General features: G+C 38.0%; 13 protein-coding genes. 9 read left to right on the forward strand and 4 right to left on the reverse strand.

Annotation, left to right across the window (positions count from 1 at the left end; translation table 11 throughout):
- The first annotated feature begins 419 nt into the window (after positions 1-419).
- The 3 genes from I6F50_RS10805 (at position 420) to I6F50_RS10815 (ending at position 6162) form a co-directional block, all read left to right on the forward strand.
- On the forward strand, positions 420-3566 hold the full coding sequence (locus I6F50_RS10805) for a DEAD/DEAH box helicase (protein WP_197176223.1): 3147 nt from the start codon (positions 420-422) through the stop codon (positions 3564-3566).
- A gap of 876 nt (positions 3567-4442) precedes the next feature.
- A complete protein-coding gene (rmuC, locus tag I6F50_RS10810; RefSeq protein ID WP_007583680.1) occupies positions 4443-5909 on the forward strand; it encodes a DNA recombination protein RmuC in 1467 nt (488 codons plus the stop codon).
- Between the two features lie 61 nt (positions 5910-5970).
- Positions 5971-6162 carry a DUF3185 family protein gene (locus I6F50_RS10815; RefSeq protein ID WP_007583678.1) on the forward strand — a complete coding sequence of 64 codons (192 nt, stop codon included), beginning with the start codon at positions 5971-5973 and terminating at the stop codon, positions 6160-6162.
- Between the two features lie 352 nt (positions 6163-6514).
- Here I6F50_RS10815 and I6F50_RS10820 read toward each other — a convergent pair whose 3' ends face one another.
- The gene (locus I6F50_RS10820) at positions 6515-6922 is read right to left on the reverse strand and encodes a MerR family transcriptional regulator (RefSeq protein ID WP_165739552.1); all 408 of its coding nucleotides are present in this window, start codon (positions 6920-6922) and stop codon (positions 6515-6517) included.
- Between the two features lie 100 nt (positions 6923-7022).
- On the opposite strand from I6F50_RS10820, the gene I6F50_RS10825 reads away from it, so the two are divergent.
- On the forward strand, positions 7023-8261 hold the full coding sequence (locus I6F50_RS10825; RefSeq protein WP_165727939.1) for an NADH:flavin oxidoreductase/NADH oxidase family protein: 1239 nt from the start codon (positions 7023-7025) through the stop codon (positions 8259-8261).
- Positions 8262-8612: 351 nt separating this feature from the next.
- The gene (locus I6F50_RS10830; RefSeq protein ID WP_197176224.1) at positions 8613-9779 is read left to right on the forward strand and encodes an aldo/keto reductase; all 1167 of its coding nucleotides are present in this window, start codon (positions 8613-8615) and stop codon (positions 9777-9779) included.
- 460 nt (positions 9780-10239) lie between these two features.
- Here I6F50_RS10830 and I6F50_RS10835 read toward each other — a convergent pair whose 3' ends face one another.
- Positions 10240-10668 carry a PACE efflux transporter gene (locus I6F50_RS10835; protein WP_165727937.1) on the reverse strand — a complete coding sequence of 143 codons (429 nt, stop codon included), beginning with the start codon at positions 10666-10668 and terminating at the stop codon, positions 10240-10242.
- 90 nt (positions 10669-10758) lie between these two features.
- Between I6F50_RS10835 and I6F50_RS10840 the strand changes: the two genes are divergently transcribed.
- Positions 10759-11634, forward strand: coding sequence for a LysR family transcriptional regulator (locus I6F50_RS10840; protein ID WP_197159927.1), 876 nt, complete (start codon positions 10759-10761; stop codon positions 11632-11634).
- A gap of 121 nt (positions 11635-11755) precedes the next feature.
- Entirely contained in the window at positions 11756-12763 is a 1008-nt protein-coding gene (locus I6F50_RS10845) for a zinc-binding alcohol dehydrogenase family protein (RefSeq protein ID WP_166376679.1), read from the forward strand.
- Positions 12764-12828: 65 nt separating this feature from the next.
- Here the strand turns inward: I6F50_RS10845 and I6F50_RS10850 are convergent, their stop codons facing one another.
- Both I6F50_RS10850 and I6F50_RS10855 read right to left on the reverse strand, forming a co-directional pair.
- A complete protein-coding gene (locus I6F50_RS10850) occupies positions 12829-13776 on the reverse strand; it encodes a LysR family transcriptional regulator (RefSeq protein WP_166376680.1) in 948 nt (315 codons plus the stop codon).
- 1 nt (position 13777) lies between these two features.
- Positions 13778-14683, reverse strand: a complete 906-nt coding sequence (locus tag I6F50_RS10855; protein WP_197119001.1) for a LysR family transcriptional regulator — start codon at positions 14681-14683, stop codon at positions 13778-13780.
- Positions 14684-14789: 106 nt separating this feature from the next.
- Here I6F50_RS10855 and I6F50_RS10860 point away from each other — a divergent pair, with 106 nt between their 5' ends.
- Positions 14790-15566 carry a class III extradiol ring-cleavage dioxygenase gene (locus tag I6F50_RS10860; protein ID WP_165727934.1) on the forward strand — a complete coding sequence of 259 codons (777 nt, stop codon included), beginning with the start codon at positions 14790-14792 and terminating at the stop codon, positions 15564-15566.
- Between the two features lie 80 nt (positions 15567-15646).
- The gene (locus tag I6F50_RS10865) at positions 15647-16324 is read left to right on the forward strand and encodes a haloacid dehalogenase type II (RefSeq protein ID WP_024591580.1); all 678 of its coding nucleotides are present in this window, start codon (positions 15647-15649) and stop codon (positions 16322-16324) included.
- Positions 16325-16326 lie beyond the last annotated feature (2 nt).

Here is a 16326-nt window from a genome sequence, read left to right on the forward strand (position 1 = left end):
AATAATGATCTGTCAGGCATAATTACTTAGTTAAATAGTGATCTGGCAGATTGTTTTGTTAGTAAAAATCTGATCTTTACTAGCCTATTTCCTCTTTAAATAATCATATTCCTTCTTCAAGATCACTTTTTTACTAACTAATCTCCTCTTTTTAGCTACATTCCTTCATTTATTATTATTGTTAGTAAAATCGTGATCTGTAATGCCTACTTTTATGTTTCTAACTATATGTAACTTCTACCATTGCAGTTGTTTTAAATATTATTTTGTAAAATTGGATGCTTATTTTTACTTACAAACCGATTTTTTACTAAGTTATCAGCTCCAACCAGTTTATATCTTGTTAATAGTGCTTTAGCTCAGAGCATATAAGGCATATACTGGCAGGATTATTTTTAAAATTTAATGCTTAGAGTGACATGTCTGCTAACTTATCAAAAAATGATTTAATGGCTATTTTTGAAGAAATTAAAAATGAGCAGGCTACCCAGTTTCCTCTGTCTGAACGCTTTATCAAAAAACTTTTCCGTGAAAATGTTTTAGATAAAGGCAAAGAATATTACAAGAAAGGTCAAATCACTTGGCTAGAACACACCCCTAATTTTTCTGTAGTCGACTCTACTGTACAAGTGGATAATGGATCATCGTTTAACCAACGTATTGAGATCAGTAAAGTACCAACTGGCTATTCTGTTGATACGCATTGTACGTGTAATGCAAAAACTAAATGCCGACACTTAGCTGCTATTTTATTTAAGCTCAAAATAGAGCACTCTGGTGAATATGGCGAAGATTATTTTATTAATGACTGGTTTAGCGAATTAAGCGCACTTAAAAGTGGTGATCAAAACACGCCATCGCAAGTATTATTATTTGTATTAGATATTGAAAATAACAAAGTATTCTTAACACCTAAAATAGCGAATGTTGAGACTAAAAAGAATTACACGCTAGGTCGAAACCTGACTGAGCAGCAGTTAAATAGTTTTGTAACGCCGAGTGACTTACTCGAAAGTGATTTTAGATTATTTAGTTGGATACGCTCACAAAATGCAGTGGGAAGTATTGAGCTAAAAGGCCAGTGGGGTTTTAGTGCCTTACAACAGTTGATAGCTACAGAACGCCTGTTTTTCCAGCGTTCTCGAGTACCAATTAAAGCGCAATCTGGCCAAGCATTAAGTTTTAGTTGGGAGCAAGATAAAGATCTCTCACAATTAGTTATTAAGCTTGAGCAAACACAAAACTGGGCTTTATTAAAAACAACACCACCTACTTACCTCGATTTAGATCATTTAAAAGCGGGCCGTCTTCGCACCCCATTGAGTGCAGACGAAATAGCACATTTACAAACTATGCCTGCTTTGCATGACGCTAATTTTGATAGAATATACAAGCAGCTTGCCGATAACTTTGGTGCAGGTGTAATACCCCACCCTACTAATTTACAGCCAACATTGCCTAAAATCTCTAGTAATGCTGTTTTAAAAGTAACTATGGGCGATCAAGGTTTATCTCTTTCGTTGTTATTTAAGTATAAAAATAAAAACTATTTAGCAGGTGCAGCACCTGCAAGTACGATTAATAGTGCATTTGAAAATACTGTAACTAACGAACTAATTAACTTAGGATTTGAATTTTGTAAAGGGGGTTTACAAAGTGAACTGGTATTTACAAAGCAGTCTTCAATCCATTTGCATTGGCTAATATACGAAGTATTCCCTGGCTTTAAGCAACGTGGTTGGCAAGTAAGTGTAAGTAAAGTAACGAGTCCTAATCCGCAGTGTGAAGTTAGTTTACATGTACACCGCGCAGCAGGGCATCAAATGCACTGCAAAGTATTGCTATGTGATGCTAAAGCATCGCTGTTGTTTACTAATACTGACCCGCTATATCAGTCATTAAATCGCCAAAGTGAACTATTTTACTACTATCCGCTTGGTCGTGAATTTGGGGTTATCAATAAGTCAGCAATTAACTTATTAAATGAATTTAAAGAGCGTTTTGAATTTGTAAAAACACGAGACGAATTTAATATTCCGCTTTCGTATTTACCTGAATTAGTAAAGCACACTGCTATAAACGTAGAGCTTCACGACGACTCATTAGAGCTATACTTACAAGAGCTAAATAGTCCCGATAAAGCAATTACTAAGGTTTCATTACATGGCTTAAATGACTCAGTAACACTTCGTGAGTACCAACAGCAAGGTGTTGACTGGCTTAGCTTTTTAAAACGTCACCAATTAGGTGGTATTTTAGCTGATGACATGGGCCTGGGTAAAACCTTGCAAGTTATTGCATTTTTAGCCAGTACATTTAACCACCCGCAAGCAGGCCCTACACTTATAGTGTGTCCAACTAGTTTGGTGAGTAACTGGGAAAACGAAATTATTAAGTTTGCTAAAAGCTTAAAAGTCACCACTATTTTTGGTTCAAATCGTAACGATCCTTTACAGCACTTAGCGCAAGCGCAGTGTATACTTACTACATATCCACTTTTAAAGCGTGATATTGCATATTATTCGCCATTATATTTTGAAAATATAATCCTCGACGAAGCACAATACATTAAAAACGATACCGCACAGGTTTCGCGATTAGTTAAACGCTTAAATGCCGACTTTAAACTTTGTTTAAGTGGTACTCCAATCGAGAATAATTTACTTGAGCTTAAATCGTTACTCGATTTTGCTATGCCATCGTTACTTGGGTCTCAAGCCCACTTTAAGCAGCACTTTCAAACGCCTATTGAGCGTGAAGCTGATATGGAGAGAGCTGAGCAGTTAAAAGCGTTAATTATGCCTTTTATAATGCGCCGCACTAAAGCACAAGTAGCGCAAGAGCTGCCTGAAAAAACAGAGCTAACTAAAGAGTTTGAGTTTGAGCCTAAGCAAAAAGAAATGTATCAAGGTATTACACGTTCATTAGAAGAGAAGCTAATAGACTTATTTGCCGAACAAGGCGCACAAAAAAGTAAACTTGCATTTTTAGAGGCACTTTTAAAGTTAAGGCAAATTTGTTGCCACCCTAAATTAATAGATCCAGACACTCAAGCAGGCTCTGCTAAGCTTGAATGGTTAACAACACACTTACCGCTTATGTTAAGTCTCGGTCGTAAAATTATTATATTTAGTCAGTTCACATCGGCACTTGATTTAATAGCCCAACGCCTCGAAGAAATAAACATTAACTTTAGTATGCTTACAGGCCAAACGCGCCACCGCGATAAAGTAATCGACGAGTTTACCAGTGGTAAAACATCAGTGTTTTTAATTAGCTTAAAAGCTGGCGGTACAGGCCTTAACCTTACACAAGCCGATACAGTTATTCACTTTGATCCATGGTGGAACCCTGCTGTAGAAAAACAAGCGACTGATAGAGCTTACCGTATTGGCCAAACTAACCCTGTATTTGTGTATAAGCTCATAATGAGTAATTCAATAGAGCAAAAAGTATTTAAAATGCAACAAGACAAACAGGCCCTTGTAGATGCGTTATTTACTGATAAATCAATGAGCTTTACAAAGTTTGATGAACAACAAATGTTATCGCTAATTAAAAACTAAATTGATTTAAAAAGTTTTGATCTTTTTATGAACTTAATTAAAAAGCGGACGTCTACTATTATGCTTGTTGGTTAATTGCAGTTAGCACAAGCATCATGTTGATTCCCCATTTAGTTACTAATTTTAGTAATGATTAAGCCAGCCCATTTTGAGTTGGCTTTTTTTATGCCTAAAATTTAGCGTTCGGCACTTATTTTAAAAGTTTTTACTTTTTTATGAACTTAATTAAAAAACGGACGTCTACTATTATGCTTGTTGATTAATTGCAGTTAATACAAGTTTTCATGTTGATTCCCCCCATTTAGTTACTAATTTTAGTAATGATTGAGCCAGCCCATTTTGAGTTGGCTTTTTTTATGCCTAAATTTAGCATTCAATTTTATTTTAAAAGTTTTGATCTTTTTATGAACTTAATTCAAAGAGCGGCGTCTACTATTATGCTTGTTGATTAATTGCAGTTAATACAGGTTTTATGTTGATTTCCCCCTATTTGATTACTAATTTTAGTAATGATTAAGCCAGTTCATTTTGAACTGGCTTTTTTTATGCGCATAATTTGATTTGTTTAAATCAACCCGAATAAAAATAAATGATCTTTCGTAAATTAATTTGAATTAATTATTTTGTTTTCCGGTCTACTCTAATGCCTGTTGTTATATAGCCTCACCCAGTAATATTAGTTATTTTGGTGATTATGTATTTAAGTTGCAGCTTACTCGGGCACATGTTGATTTTCCCTTTGATTACTTAATTTAGTAATATTTGACCAGCTTATTTTGAGCTGGTTTTTTTATGTCTGTAATTTCTTTGCTCCCCTACTTCTATTGCGTGTTATTGGTTATGATGGCATGTCTCTAAATTTTATAAGTTTATTTTATGCTCACTCAAGTACTCACTAATATTGATTGGCTAAGCGCCGGTGCTGGTGTTGCGTTAGGCGTTGTATTTTACGGCGTTGTATCAACACAGCTTCGCAAAAAGCTACATCTACAAATAAGCGAACAGCAGCAACAGCTTTCCCTATTACAAAATCAATTTGATAATAAAGAGCTGCAATATAGTGCCTTGCAAGAAGATCACGAACTGCTAGAACATACTCACCAAGAACAGCGCGATGAAGCCCAGCATTTTAAAACGCGTTTTAGCGAACAAGAAAAACAAAGCATTCAATACAATCACTTTTGGCGTAAAGCCGAAGGCGAGCTTGCAGCGCTTCGTGAGCAATATAATCAACGCGATGTTGAATATAATAATATGCGCACTACCCTCGAGCAAAAACAACAAAGCTTTACCGAGCAACTCGCGCAAATTGAGCAAAGTAAAAATATGCTCAAAAAAGAATTTGAAAACCTAGCCAATAAGATTCTAGAAGAAAAATCACAAAGCTTTAAAACCTTAAATCAAGAAAGCATTGAACAATTATTAAAACCGGTTCAAGGCGAGTTAAAAGGCTTTAGAGAAAAAATGGAATCAATACATGTTGAAGACATAAAACAACGAACCGCGCTTAAAACCGAGCTATTGCATTTGCAAGCTAAAAGCCAAGCTATAACAGATCAAGCCGACAAGCTCAGCAACGCGTTACAAGGGCAAAAGAAAACCCAAGGTAATTGGGGCGAACTCATGCTCGAAAACGTCTTAGATAGCGCTGGCTTACGTGCTGGCGTTGATTATAAGCGCGAAGTGTCGTTTAACACTGAAGATGGCCGCTTACGCCCTGATGTAGTTGTTTACTTACCACAAGGCCGCCACTTAGTCATTGATGCTAAAACATCATTAAATGCTTATACACGCTATGTGAACGCTGAAAATGAGCTAGATGCTAATCAAGCAATTAAAGAGCATGTAAACGCCGTTACAGCACGTATTAATGAGCTTGCGAGTAAATCGTACGACCGTTTACCAGGGCTTAATTCGCCTGAAGTTGTGGTTATGTTTGTACCAATAGAATCAGCTTTTGTAGAAGCACTTAAATATCAAAGTGATATTTACCAACAAGCAATCGAAAAAAATATACTGGTAGCTACACCTACTACCCTGCTTACTAGTTTAAATATTGTTAAACAGCTTTGGCGTTTTGAAGAGCAAACCAAATACTCAAAAGAGCTGGCAAATCGGGCTGAGCGTTTTTATAACAAGCTCAATGGTTTTTTATTAAGTATGGAAGGCGTTGGTAAGCAGCTTGATAAAGCGAAAGAAAGTTACGACAAAGCGTTCTCGCAATTATACCGCGGTAAAGGTAATTTAATTAAACAAGCATCAGAGTTTAAAGAGCTTGGTGTATCGGTACAAAAAGAGTTACCTAGTGAGAGCGTTGAACGTGCGCAGCTAGAGCTTGATTAGATTTATTAAGTGTTTTCAATTAAGTATGTTAAATAATGTACGTTAGAAACCAGAGGTGTTTATGAATAATAAGATTATAGGTATTGTTTTAATAGTTATAGGTATCGCTTTAATTATGTGGGGATATGACGTTTATGATGCGGCGGCTTCGCAGTTAAGCCGCGCATTTAGTGGTGATACACCAATAGAAGCATGGGCGGGTATTATTGGCGGTGCCATCTGTGTGTTAATTGGCATTAAAAAGCTTAAGTAACATAAATAAAATACAGCTTACTGGGGCTTGTTGACCTTTCAGGATAAAATGTGTTCAATCTAGGGGCTATTTAATCGCGGCGCGAGGTTTGTAATTTAGTGGGCTCGATAACTGCTCCTGCGTTATTCTAATGGCTTACATCCATGTAATAATAAGTAAAAACCGAGCTACAAAGAGTAAATTGCCCCTAGGCAGAACCCTTAGGGCAGCGCATGTTTGGCATTTATACTACGTTATCGTCTGTTTATGGGGAATAACCACACTACATAGACTCTGCCTTGCCTAAATACCAAACAGTCTGCTGCAAATTTAACCTCAAAAGATAAACAGGCCCTGAATAAGCTGTATTAGTTTATTTGTAATCCATCACTTCTAGTAATTCATTTAATTTACTTTCTGGCAGGCATTCGCCTTTATCCCAATAAGAGTTTAGTAACGCAGTTAAACTGCCAATACGCTGTGACTTTTTCTGCATTTTCTCAATCAAAATGTCAGCTTCTTTTTGTTTTTTTTCTAAACGTTCGATTATTACTGTGTGGTTTAGCTCGCCGTTTTCGTTACGTAATAAAGGTATTTCGTTGAGTGAAAAACCCAAGCTTTGTGAAAATTTAATTAATTGCAGTTTTTCTAAGTTTTGTTGGGTGTACAGCCTATAACCATTAGCACTGCGAGTGGTTGGTGTTAATAACCCTTTGCTTTCGTAAAAACGAATAGTGCTGGCAGGTATGTTGGTAAGTTTTGCAAGTTCGCCTATTTTCATAACTAATAATAACTCCACTTTACATAAACTTAGTAGGTTGACCTTCAAGCTAACTTTAAGGTTATAGTTGTTTTAATGTCAATTTAATTAGCCAATAATTATGCGCAACCCTGTGTTTACCTCCTTTACCTTGCCAAGTGGTTTAGTATTAAAAAATCGTATTGCCAAAGCCGCTATGGAAGAAAACCTAGCACAAGAGGACCAAACACCCTCCCAAGCACTTAAAAACGTTTATAGCGCATGGGCTAAAGGCGGTACAGGGCTAATTATTACTGGCAATGTAATGGTTGATCATTTAGCGATGACAGGCCCTGGTGGCCTTGTGCTTGAGCAAAGTACCGATATTACTGCCTTTGCCGAGCTTGCTCGTTTATCAAAGCAAAATAATTGCAAAGTGGTGATGCAAATTAATCACCCTGGTAGGCAAGTATTTAAAAAAATGGGTGGAAAGGCTCTATCAGCGTCAAGTATTGCACTTAATATGGGTAAGCACTCGCACTTATTTGGCGTACCAAAGGCAATGACGCAAACCGACATTGACGATGTTATTACCCGCTTTACACAAACTGCACTACAAGCCGAAAAAGCCGGTTTTAATGGCGTACAAATACATGCAGCGCATGGCTATTTACTTGCCCAGTTTTTATCGCCACTTACCAATAAGCGCGACGATAAATGGGGGGGAAGTTTACAAAATAGAGCCCGTTTACTTCTCGAAATAACCCGCAGTATTAAAGCGGTTTGTTCCCCGACCTTTTCGGTTTCAGTAAAGTTAAACTCTGCAGATTTTCAACGTGGTGGGTTCGAATCCAGTGACGCGCAAGTTGTAGTGGATTTATTGAATGAACTCAATGTTGATTTTGTAGAGCTTTCGGGTGGTAGCTACGAAGCCCCTGCCATGCAAGGTAAAACAGGTGACGAACGCACACTTGCCCGCGAAGCATACTTTTTAGAGTTTGCAAAAGCGATTAGCCACCGCTCATCAATCCCAATAATGACCACCGGCGGCATTAGTCGCTTATCTATTGCCAACAACGTGATTGAAAGTGGAGTGGCCCTCGTGGGTATTGCCACTGCGCTTGCATACCAACCAAATTTACCAAACAAATGGCAAAATGAGCCACTGCAACTAGCCGTATTACCCAGTGTTACTTGGCAAGATAAAACCCTCGCAGGGCTTGCCACTATGGCACTGGTAAAAAGGCAAATACGACGTATAGGCCAAGGCAAATCTGTAAAAACAAACGCTTCACCAATATTTACTTTAATTAGCGACCAGCTACGCTCGGTTAAATTAACTAAGCGTTACCGCAATCGCTTTGCTAGTGAGATTAACTAAGCTTTGGTATTCACTCTTTTTATGTATTCCGGTTTTGTTTACTAATTTTTACACTTGAATAAATGTAACCATTTTTATGTTGTGTAAATGAGTATTAAGGCGTGCACCAATTTGGAAGTTTGCTTTTTTATCAAGCTATTAAAGTGCACTATTTTGTGCATATTAAAGTACTGTACGAGTAAAGAAAATAATCATTCTAAAATGTTAATTAAAGTGCGCGTTCAGCGTTTGTTAATTTAGCTATCTTATTGAAAGTATTGACATTTATTACTTTCCTCTCGCTTGAGTTTGGTTGGTATTTATACTAGTTTATAGCGTAGATATTTAACCTTACTCAAGGAGAATAGTTACATGGTATCTCGCAGAAATTTTATTAAAGCAGGCGCTGCTTTAAGTTTAGGCTCTATTTTTAGTGCTTCAGCTTTGGCTGAACAATTAAAAGTAAAAATGTCTAACGGCAGTGTTATACAAACTAAAGGATCAATAGATAAAAGCGCTGCTCTGCCCACAAACGATGTTACTAACGCTAAGCATTACCGGCCTGAATCCAGAATGGGCTTAGGCGGTCTTGCCGCTGGGAATGGCTTTAATACTATATCAAGCGATGCAGAAATTTTAACAATGCTAAATGCAGCATGGGATTCTGGTATTCGTCATTTTGATACGTCACCTTTTTACGGCTTGAGTTTAAGTGAAAGGCGCTTCGGTGATTTACTTCGAAACAAAAAGCATGAAGATTATGTTTTATCCTCAAAAGTAGGTCGCCTTCTTACCCCTTCAGCAGAGCCTCTAGAAAATAGTTGGCATTGGGCTGATCACTCACCTTTTCATTATAAATATGATTACTCTGCATCAGGTACGCGTCGTTCAATAGAAGACACGTTACATCGTATTGGTGTCGCCTCACTTGATATTGTTTATATTCACGATTTATCACCGCAAAATAGTGATATGGGAGATGATTGGCTTAAGTATTTTGATCAGGCTGCAAAAGGGGCTATTCCTGAGTTAACTAAAATGCGTGATGAAGGAATAATTAAAGGCTGGGGTTTTGGAGTAAATACACCTCATGCTATTTATAAAGCGCTTGATATGTCAGACCCTGATATTTGCTTACTAGCGCTGCAATATTCAATTTTAGATCATAAGCAGGCACTTGATAAAACCTTTCCTATGCTTGATAAACGAGGTGTTTCAGCAGTCATTGGTGCTCCGCTTAATGGTGGTTTTTTAGCCGGTCGTAACCGCTTTAATTATTCACCTAAAATTCCTGGGCCTATGCAGCAAAAGTTTAATGCAATAAGCGACATTGCATCTAAACATGGGATTGATATTAAAACAGCTGCACTGCAATTCGCAGAGGCACCTTCAACGGTATCCTCAATTATTCCTGGCGCACGCACGGCAGAGCAAATTAAAGCTAATGTAGCCTCAATGAAAGTTACCATACCAAGCGAATTTTGGAGTGAATTGAAATCTAAACAGCTTATTGCAGAAAACGCCCCCATACCCACATAACAAAATAGGTGTGCCATTTGCTTGGCACACCTAGTTATAGTCAGTGTGGTTTATTTTTAAGCAACGCTTAGTAGTAAGTACATTGATTGTTGGGCATTTGTATAAGCGCAGCTTGCTGGCGTTTAAAAACGAAGTTTTTAAACTTAGTTATTAGGTAGTCAAAAGCATTATTACGTGCCTATTACATATTACGCGTATCGGTATCATGCTGCGCTTCATCCTAGTGGTGAGAGCGTGTGGAACATATTGAAAGGGCTAAATATATAAAGCAAAAAGTTACTGTAAACCCCCATTACAGTTAGCCGGTAAATAGTACAAATAGTAAATTAGCACTACTTAGTCAATTGAGCAGTGCTAATTGGTTTAATTAAAAGCCACATTTACCGTTATTTATTGCCATTGCGCTTTTGCCAAAACGATCTCAATACTCCACAGCGTTGCTTTTATAAACTTAAAAATATCAAGCACATTGCGATTTATTAACCCATCTTTTGTAAGGTTGGTACTTATCGTACAACACATTAAAAATATACGTGTATATGAGTATAAAAACTAAAAAGCCAGCTTCTAATGCTGTAGCGGCTAGCCATGTAATATTTAAATACCAAGCAAGTATTGGCAGCGTTATTACTAACATACCCAGCTCAAAGCCACATGCATGCGTAATGCGGGTTACTAAACCTCGCTCGATTCGGTTATGCCCAACTATTTTATCAAACACTATGTTGTAAATGTAGTTCCACAACATGGCAAAAATTGATAAACCAATACCTACAATTGCCATTTTTCCTGTTGCAAACCCACCAAAATAAACAGATGCAGGAACAATAATAAATAATGCAATCATCTCAAATATTAGGGCCTGAAAAATACGTTCTGCTGTGTTCATATATAAATAAGTTCTTTAGTGAATGACGAGACGGTTATTTTCATTCATTATTAAGATACATGTTAGTTAGCTAGTATCGGTAAAAGCGATATGTTTAGTATTGAACAACTTCAGGCATTTGTAGCTACCGTTGAGGCTGGATCGTTTTCGGCCGCAGCGCGTAGTTTAAGTAAAGCGCAGTCGGTAGTAAGTCAGCATATTATTAATTTAGAAATAGACTGTAATGCGACATTATTTGAGCGCACAGGGCGCTATCCACAATTAACCGAAGCCGGTAAACAGTTACTACCCCAGGCTAAGGCCGTGCTTAATCAACACCAGCGATTAACAAACTCTGCATTAGCACTAAACGAAAAAACACCAACCGAAATCACCATCGCACTTGACGAAGGGATCCCGTTTAAAACTATCGCGAGTATTATTAGCAAGCTGCAAAGTAAGTATCCTTACGTATCGCTTGAGTTTTTAAGTGCATCCAGCCATGACATAATTGACATGCTAAACAGCGAAAAGCCTATGACGGGTATTATTTTTAGTGAATTAAATATACCGAGTTACTTAGACTATGAATGTATTGGAACGGTAAAATTTGATTTATATGTTGCTAAGTCGCACCCTTTAGCGGGGATCAGATGTGAGAATATGGATGGTCTTCGGCTACATAGACAACTTCTTCTTCGTTCGCGCAATACACAAACAAGCAGCTTTCAGCTAAAAATTAGCCCAGAGATTTGGTATGCCGATAATTACTTTGTATTACTCGAGCTAGCAATACAAGGTAACGGGTGGTGCTTATTACCAAACCATGTAGCTCTAGATGCAGTACAAAGTGGTGAGCTGGTTAAACTTCCTCTTGAGTTTGAAGAAATGGGTTGGTTGGCTAATGTTGATGTATTACAGCATCAGCGGCATAGTAATCAAAAAGCGTTTAAAGCGCTTCGAAGTGTATTACGAGGGCTGTTATAAAATTTCTATTGTGGAATATTATTTCCATAATGATTGGGTTTTTTACCTCTTTTTTAACTGTGTCAATAAAGCCAAAATAGCGTCATTAACACAGCGTATTAAACGACGAGAGGCAAAACACATGAAAGCAATTGGATATCAACAAAACTTACCTGTTTCAAACGAGCTATCACTTCAAGACATCGAACTTGAAATGCCAACAGCACACGGCCACGATATTTTAGTGGAAGTAAAAGCAGTATCTGTTAATCCGGCTGATTTTAAAATTCGTGAATCAATGCCAGCGCCAGAAGGCGAATACAAAGTACTTGGCTTTGATGCTACAGGCGTTGTTAAATCTGTTGGCGAAAATGTGTCTTTATTTAAACCTGGCGACAAAGTTTGGTATGCCGGCGATGTAACGCGTTCAGGTAGTAATGCACAGTTTCAATTAGTTGATGAGCGTATTGTAGGTAAAATGCCAACGACGTTATCTAACTTTGAAGCCGCAGCGCTTCCTCTTACTAGCCTTACCGCATGGGAGTTGTTGTTTGATAGATTAAACGTAGCTGAAAATGATGATTCTAAAAGTATTTTAGTGATTGGTGCTGCCGGCGGTGTAGGCTCAATTATGGTGCAATTGTTAAAGCAGCGCACTAAGCTTAAAATTATTGCTACAGCGTCTCGCGCCGAAACCACGTCGTGGTTAGAGGATTTAGGTGCCGATACTATTATTAATCACCGTAATTTATTAAGTGAAGAGTTTGCAGCTAAAAATTTAGGTGAAGTAGATTATGTCGTTAGTTTAAATAACACTGCTCAACACTTGCCTGAAATAGTTAAAGTGATTAAGCCACAAGGTAAGTTTGCACTGATTGACGACCCTGAAACACTTGATATTGTGCCATTCAAAACCAAATGTGTGTCGGTACATTGGGAGCTTATGTTTACTCGTTCATTATTTAAAACAGACGATATGCAAGAGCAACACGTTATTTTAAATAACGTAGCGACGATGATTGACGAAGGCCTGATTAAAACAACATTTGGTGAGCATTTAGGCACTATTAACGCCGTTAATTTACGTAAAGCGCATCAGCATCTTGAAACGCAAACGGCTAAAGGTAAAGTTGTTTTAGAGGGCTTTTAAATAACCACTTTATAAGTATATTTTGAGTACACAAAAAAGCCCCTAACGGGGCTTTTTTATATCTGCTATTTGTATAACTGTTTGTAATTAGGCATATGTTCAACCCAAAATGGCGGTGTACCAATATACTCTTGCACGGTTTTAATAAACTCACTTACCAATGGGGTTTGTTTACGATGAGGGTAAAGCGCGTAAATACCTGTGCCCATAGTTGATAGTTTATAATTAGTTAAAAGCGGCACAAGGCCCATTTTATCAATAGGTTCTTCTAGATTAAATAAATCGAGCATTACATACCCAAGCCCTGCTTTTACTGCATCGACCATAGCGCGTACATCACTCACTTTGTAATTGCCTTTCATTTTATGTATTTTTTGCTCATCACCATGAGGCTCAGTGCTTAACTTAACTTGGTCGAGACTTACATCGCCATTGCCATAAATAATAGCGGGTAAAGCTAATAAATCTTCTGGCGTGCTTGGCATTCCGTGCTTTTTTATAAAATCATGTGATGCAACAAGCGCAAAGTGCATATTAGCAATTTTTCTAGCCATTAAATTAGAGTCGTTTAGTTTGCCTATTCTAAAGGCTAAATCGTAATGATCGGCAATAATATCGTTACGCTTATCGTCAAGCATCAAGGTTATTTTTACCTCAGGATACTTTTGCATAAATATATTAATAGCGGGCTGAATATACTGCTGACCAAAAAACATACCGGAGGTAATGCGCAAAATACCTTTTGGCTTTGCCTGATACGAGTCGGCTATGCTATGGATATCAGAAAGTGTATCGATAAGAATATGCGCTTGCGTTAAAATTTCCTCTCCTGCTGAGGTGAGCGAAAACGAGCGCGTAGAACGATTTAACAATTGCACACCTAAACTGGTTTCGAGTTTTTTAATTTGTTTAGACAGCGACGAATTATCCATATCATGCAGTGCTGCGGCTTTGGCAAATGAGCCTTTTTGCACTACATCTACAAATAACGTTAATTGATTAGTTATCGACATATCACTCTCCTAAATCCCAGTAAGGTGTATCGCCATAATAGCCACTTGCAAAATCAACAAACGCACGTACTTTACTGGGTAAAAACTGTCTGTTTGCATACACCATGTAAAGCCCCATTGGCTCGGGTTCATAGTCTTTTAAAATGCGCACTACTTTACCTTGAGCCAGTGCTTCCCCTGCTATAAATGTTGGCTGCATAGCAATACCACCACCCGCAATGGCTGTATTTAGTAGCAAATCACCATTGTTAGCCACAAAGTTACTTTCAAGCTTTAGCTCGCTTTTTAGCTCATTAACCCCAAATAATCGCTTTGTGGGCTCGCTGTGGGAATAGCGTAAATAATTATGTGACTGTAAATCTAAAAGCGTTTGTGGCGTGCCATGGCGTTTTAAATAGTCGGGTGACGCAAACACCGCTAGGTGTATAGGTGCAATTTTTTTAGCTATCAACGTTGAGTTTTTTAATACGCCAATGCGCAGAGCAATATCAATACCCTGCTCTACTATGTCTACATATTGGTCGGTGAGCCGTAAATCTAACTTTAAATTTGGATACTGCTTTTGAAAATCAACTAGCAAGCCTGCTAAATGCTTTGTACCAAACGACATAGGCGCACTAATACTAAGCACACCCGATACATTTTCGCTTAAGTTATTGAGGGAGTTTTCCATGTCTTCAATATCAATAACCACCTGCTGACAACGCTGATAATACTGATTTCCAGCCTCTGTAACACTTACTTTTCGCGTTGTACGGTGTAATAAACGTGTGCGTAGATTATCTTCCAGCGCAGAAATATATTTGCTGACTAACTGCGGCGAAATATCGAGTTTATCGGCCGCTTTTGAAAATGATCCTTCTTGCACAACGGCTAAAAAGGTCTTCATGGTGGTGAGCTTATCCATTTTTTAACAATGCCTTGTTGATAATGTATAAATAAGTATCATATTTATCGTCAAATTAGAAACTTATATAGTGTTTATAACACGTTTATTTGTTTAAGGTTTTAGTATGACTCAGCCAGCTTTATTTATATCTCACGGCTCGCCAATGATGGCTGTTCAGCAATCGGCTACGTCAGATTTTCTTGCATCATTAGGTCAAACGCTTAGTAAACCACGTGCTATTGTGGTTTTTTCTGCCCACTTTGATGAAGCGCACGATATAGTTATTACATCAGGAGATACGCCGCATACTATTCACGACTTTTATAACTTCCCCAAGCCCCTATATGAAATTCAATACCCAGCACCAGGAGACCCTAAGCTTGCTAATACTATTAGTGAGCACTTTTACAAAGCGGGTATTAAAACGGTGCAAAGTGCAGATCAAGGGTGGGATCATGGTGTGTGGATCCCGCTGCGCTTAATGTACCCAGCAGCTAATATTCCCATTGTTCAGGTGTCTATTAACACGCGTTTAGGCGCTCAGGCGATGTATAAATACGGACAGTTACTTGCACCACTGCGCAGCGATAACGTATTAATTATTGGCTCAGGCGGTATTAGTCACAATCTACGTGAAATATTTAAAAGCCCTGCTACACCTAATCGTGTTCAAATGGTTAATGAGTTTACTTATTGGGTTGAGCAAAAATTAATAGCGCAAAACACCCAGGCGTTACTTAGCTATTTAAATGAAGCACCCCATGCTTTATTTAATCACCCTACCCAGGAGCACTTTTTACCTCTTTTTGCAGCGCTTGGAAGTAGTGACGGTAAAGCCAAAAAAATACATGAAGATATAGAAATGGATATTTTAGCACTCGATGCTTATAAGTTTTATTAATTTGAGCGTTCGTTCAAATTAAGTTAAGCTGTAAGCAAGTACTCTAAAACCAACTTCATTTATTTTATTGCGGAGCAAACATGGCAACTACACTTGCATTTGACGTATACGGTACGCTAATAAACACTCACGGCGTACTGTCCTTACTCGACGACATGATTGGCGATAACGCCCAAGCATTTTCAAATACATGGCGCGAAAAGCAATTAGAGTATTCATTTAGACGTGGATTAATGCAAAATTATATTCCTTTCTCGCTATGTACAAAACACGCACTCGATTACGCCTGCTTAGCGCACAAAACCGAGCTAAGTGAAGATCAAAAGGGGCAACTGCTAGAGCTTTATAAAACGCTTCCTGCGTTCGATGATGTAAAAGCAGGCCTTGAGCAATTAAAAGCGAAAGATTACCGTTTGTTTGCATTTTCAAACGGCGCTGCCGACGCAGTTCATACCTTATTAGAAACCGCTGGCATTAGTGAGCTTTTTGAAGGGGTAGTAAGTGCCGACGACGTTAAAACCTTTAAACCAAACCCAGGGGTTTATAGCCACTTTTTACGCGAAACCAATTCAACAGGCGCAAACACGTGGCTTGTATCAAGTAACCCGTTTGATGTAACCGGTGCCATATCGCACGGTATGCGAGCGGCGTGGATTCAACGATCTAAAGATTCAATTTTTGATCCGTGGGAAATACAGCCAAATACTATTGCAACCGATTTACTCGATTTAAAAGCAAAATTAGAAAGCGTTAACTAATT

Origin of the sequence: Pseudoalteromonas sp. NZS127_1, assembly GCF_015864295.1 — a bacterium.
Classification (GTDB): Bacteria; Pseudomonadota; Gammaproteobacteria; order Enterobacterales; family Alteromonadaceae; genus Pseudoalteromonas; species Pseudoalteromonas arctica.

Bases quoted from the DNA above. Each gene is read 5' to 3' on its own strand.
- I6F50_RS10805 (WP_197176223.1), top strand. From the start codon at position 420: ATGTCTGCTAACTTATCAAAAAATGATTTAATGGCTATTTTTGAAGAA.
- rmuC (WP_007583680.1), top strand. From the start codon at position 4,443: ATGCTCACTCAAGTACTCACTAATATTGATTGGCTAAGCGCCGGTGCT.
- I6F50_RS10815 (WP_007583678.1), top strand. From the start codon at position 5,971: ATGAATAATAAGATTATAGGTATTGTTTTAATAGTTATAGGTATCGCT.
- I6F50_RS10820 (WP_165739552.1), bottom strand. From the start codon at position 6,922: ATGAAAATAGGCGAACTTGCAAAACTTACCAACATACCTGCCAGCACT.
- I6F50_RS10825 (WP_165727939.1), top strand. From the start codon at position 7,023: ATGCGCAACCCTGTGTTTACCTCCTTTACCTTGCCAAGTGGTTTAGTA.
- I6F50_RS10830 (WP_197176224.1), top strand. From the start codon at position 8,613: ATGGTATCTCGCAGAAATTTTATTAAAGCAGGCGCTGCTTTAAGTTTA.
- I6F50_RS10835 (WP_165727937.1), bottom strand. From the start codon at position 10,668: ATGAACACAGCAGAACGTATTTTTCAGGCCCTAATATTTGAGATGATT.
- I6F50_RS10840 (WP_197159927.1), top strand. From the start codon at position 10,759: ATGTTTAGTATTGAACAACTTCAGGCATTTGTAGCTACCGTTGAGGCT.
- I6F50_RS10845 (WP_166376679.1), top strand. From the start codon at position 11,756: ATGAAAGCAATTGGATATCAACAAAACTTACCTGTTTCAAACGAGCTA.
- I6F50_RS10850 (WP_166376680.1), bottom strand. From the start codon at position 13,776: ATGTCGATAACTAATCAATTAACGTTATTTGTAGATGTAGTGCAAAAA.
- I6F50_RS10855 (WP_197119001.1), bottom strand. From the start codon at position 14,683: ATGGATAAGCTCACCACCATGAAGACCTTTTTAGCCGTTGTGCAAGAA.
- I6F50_RS10860 (WP_165727934.1), top strand. From the start codon at position 14,790: ATGACTCAGCCAGCTTTATTTATATCTCACGGCTCGCCAATGATGGCT.
- I6F50_RS10865 (WP_024591580.1), top strand. From the start codon at position 15,647: ATGGCAACTACACTTGCATTTGACGTATACGGTACGCTAATAAACACT.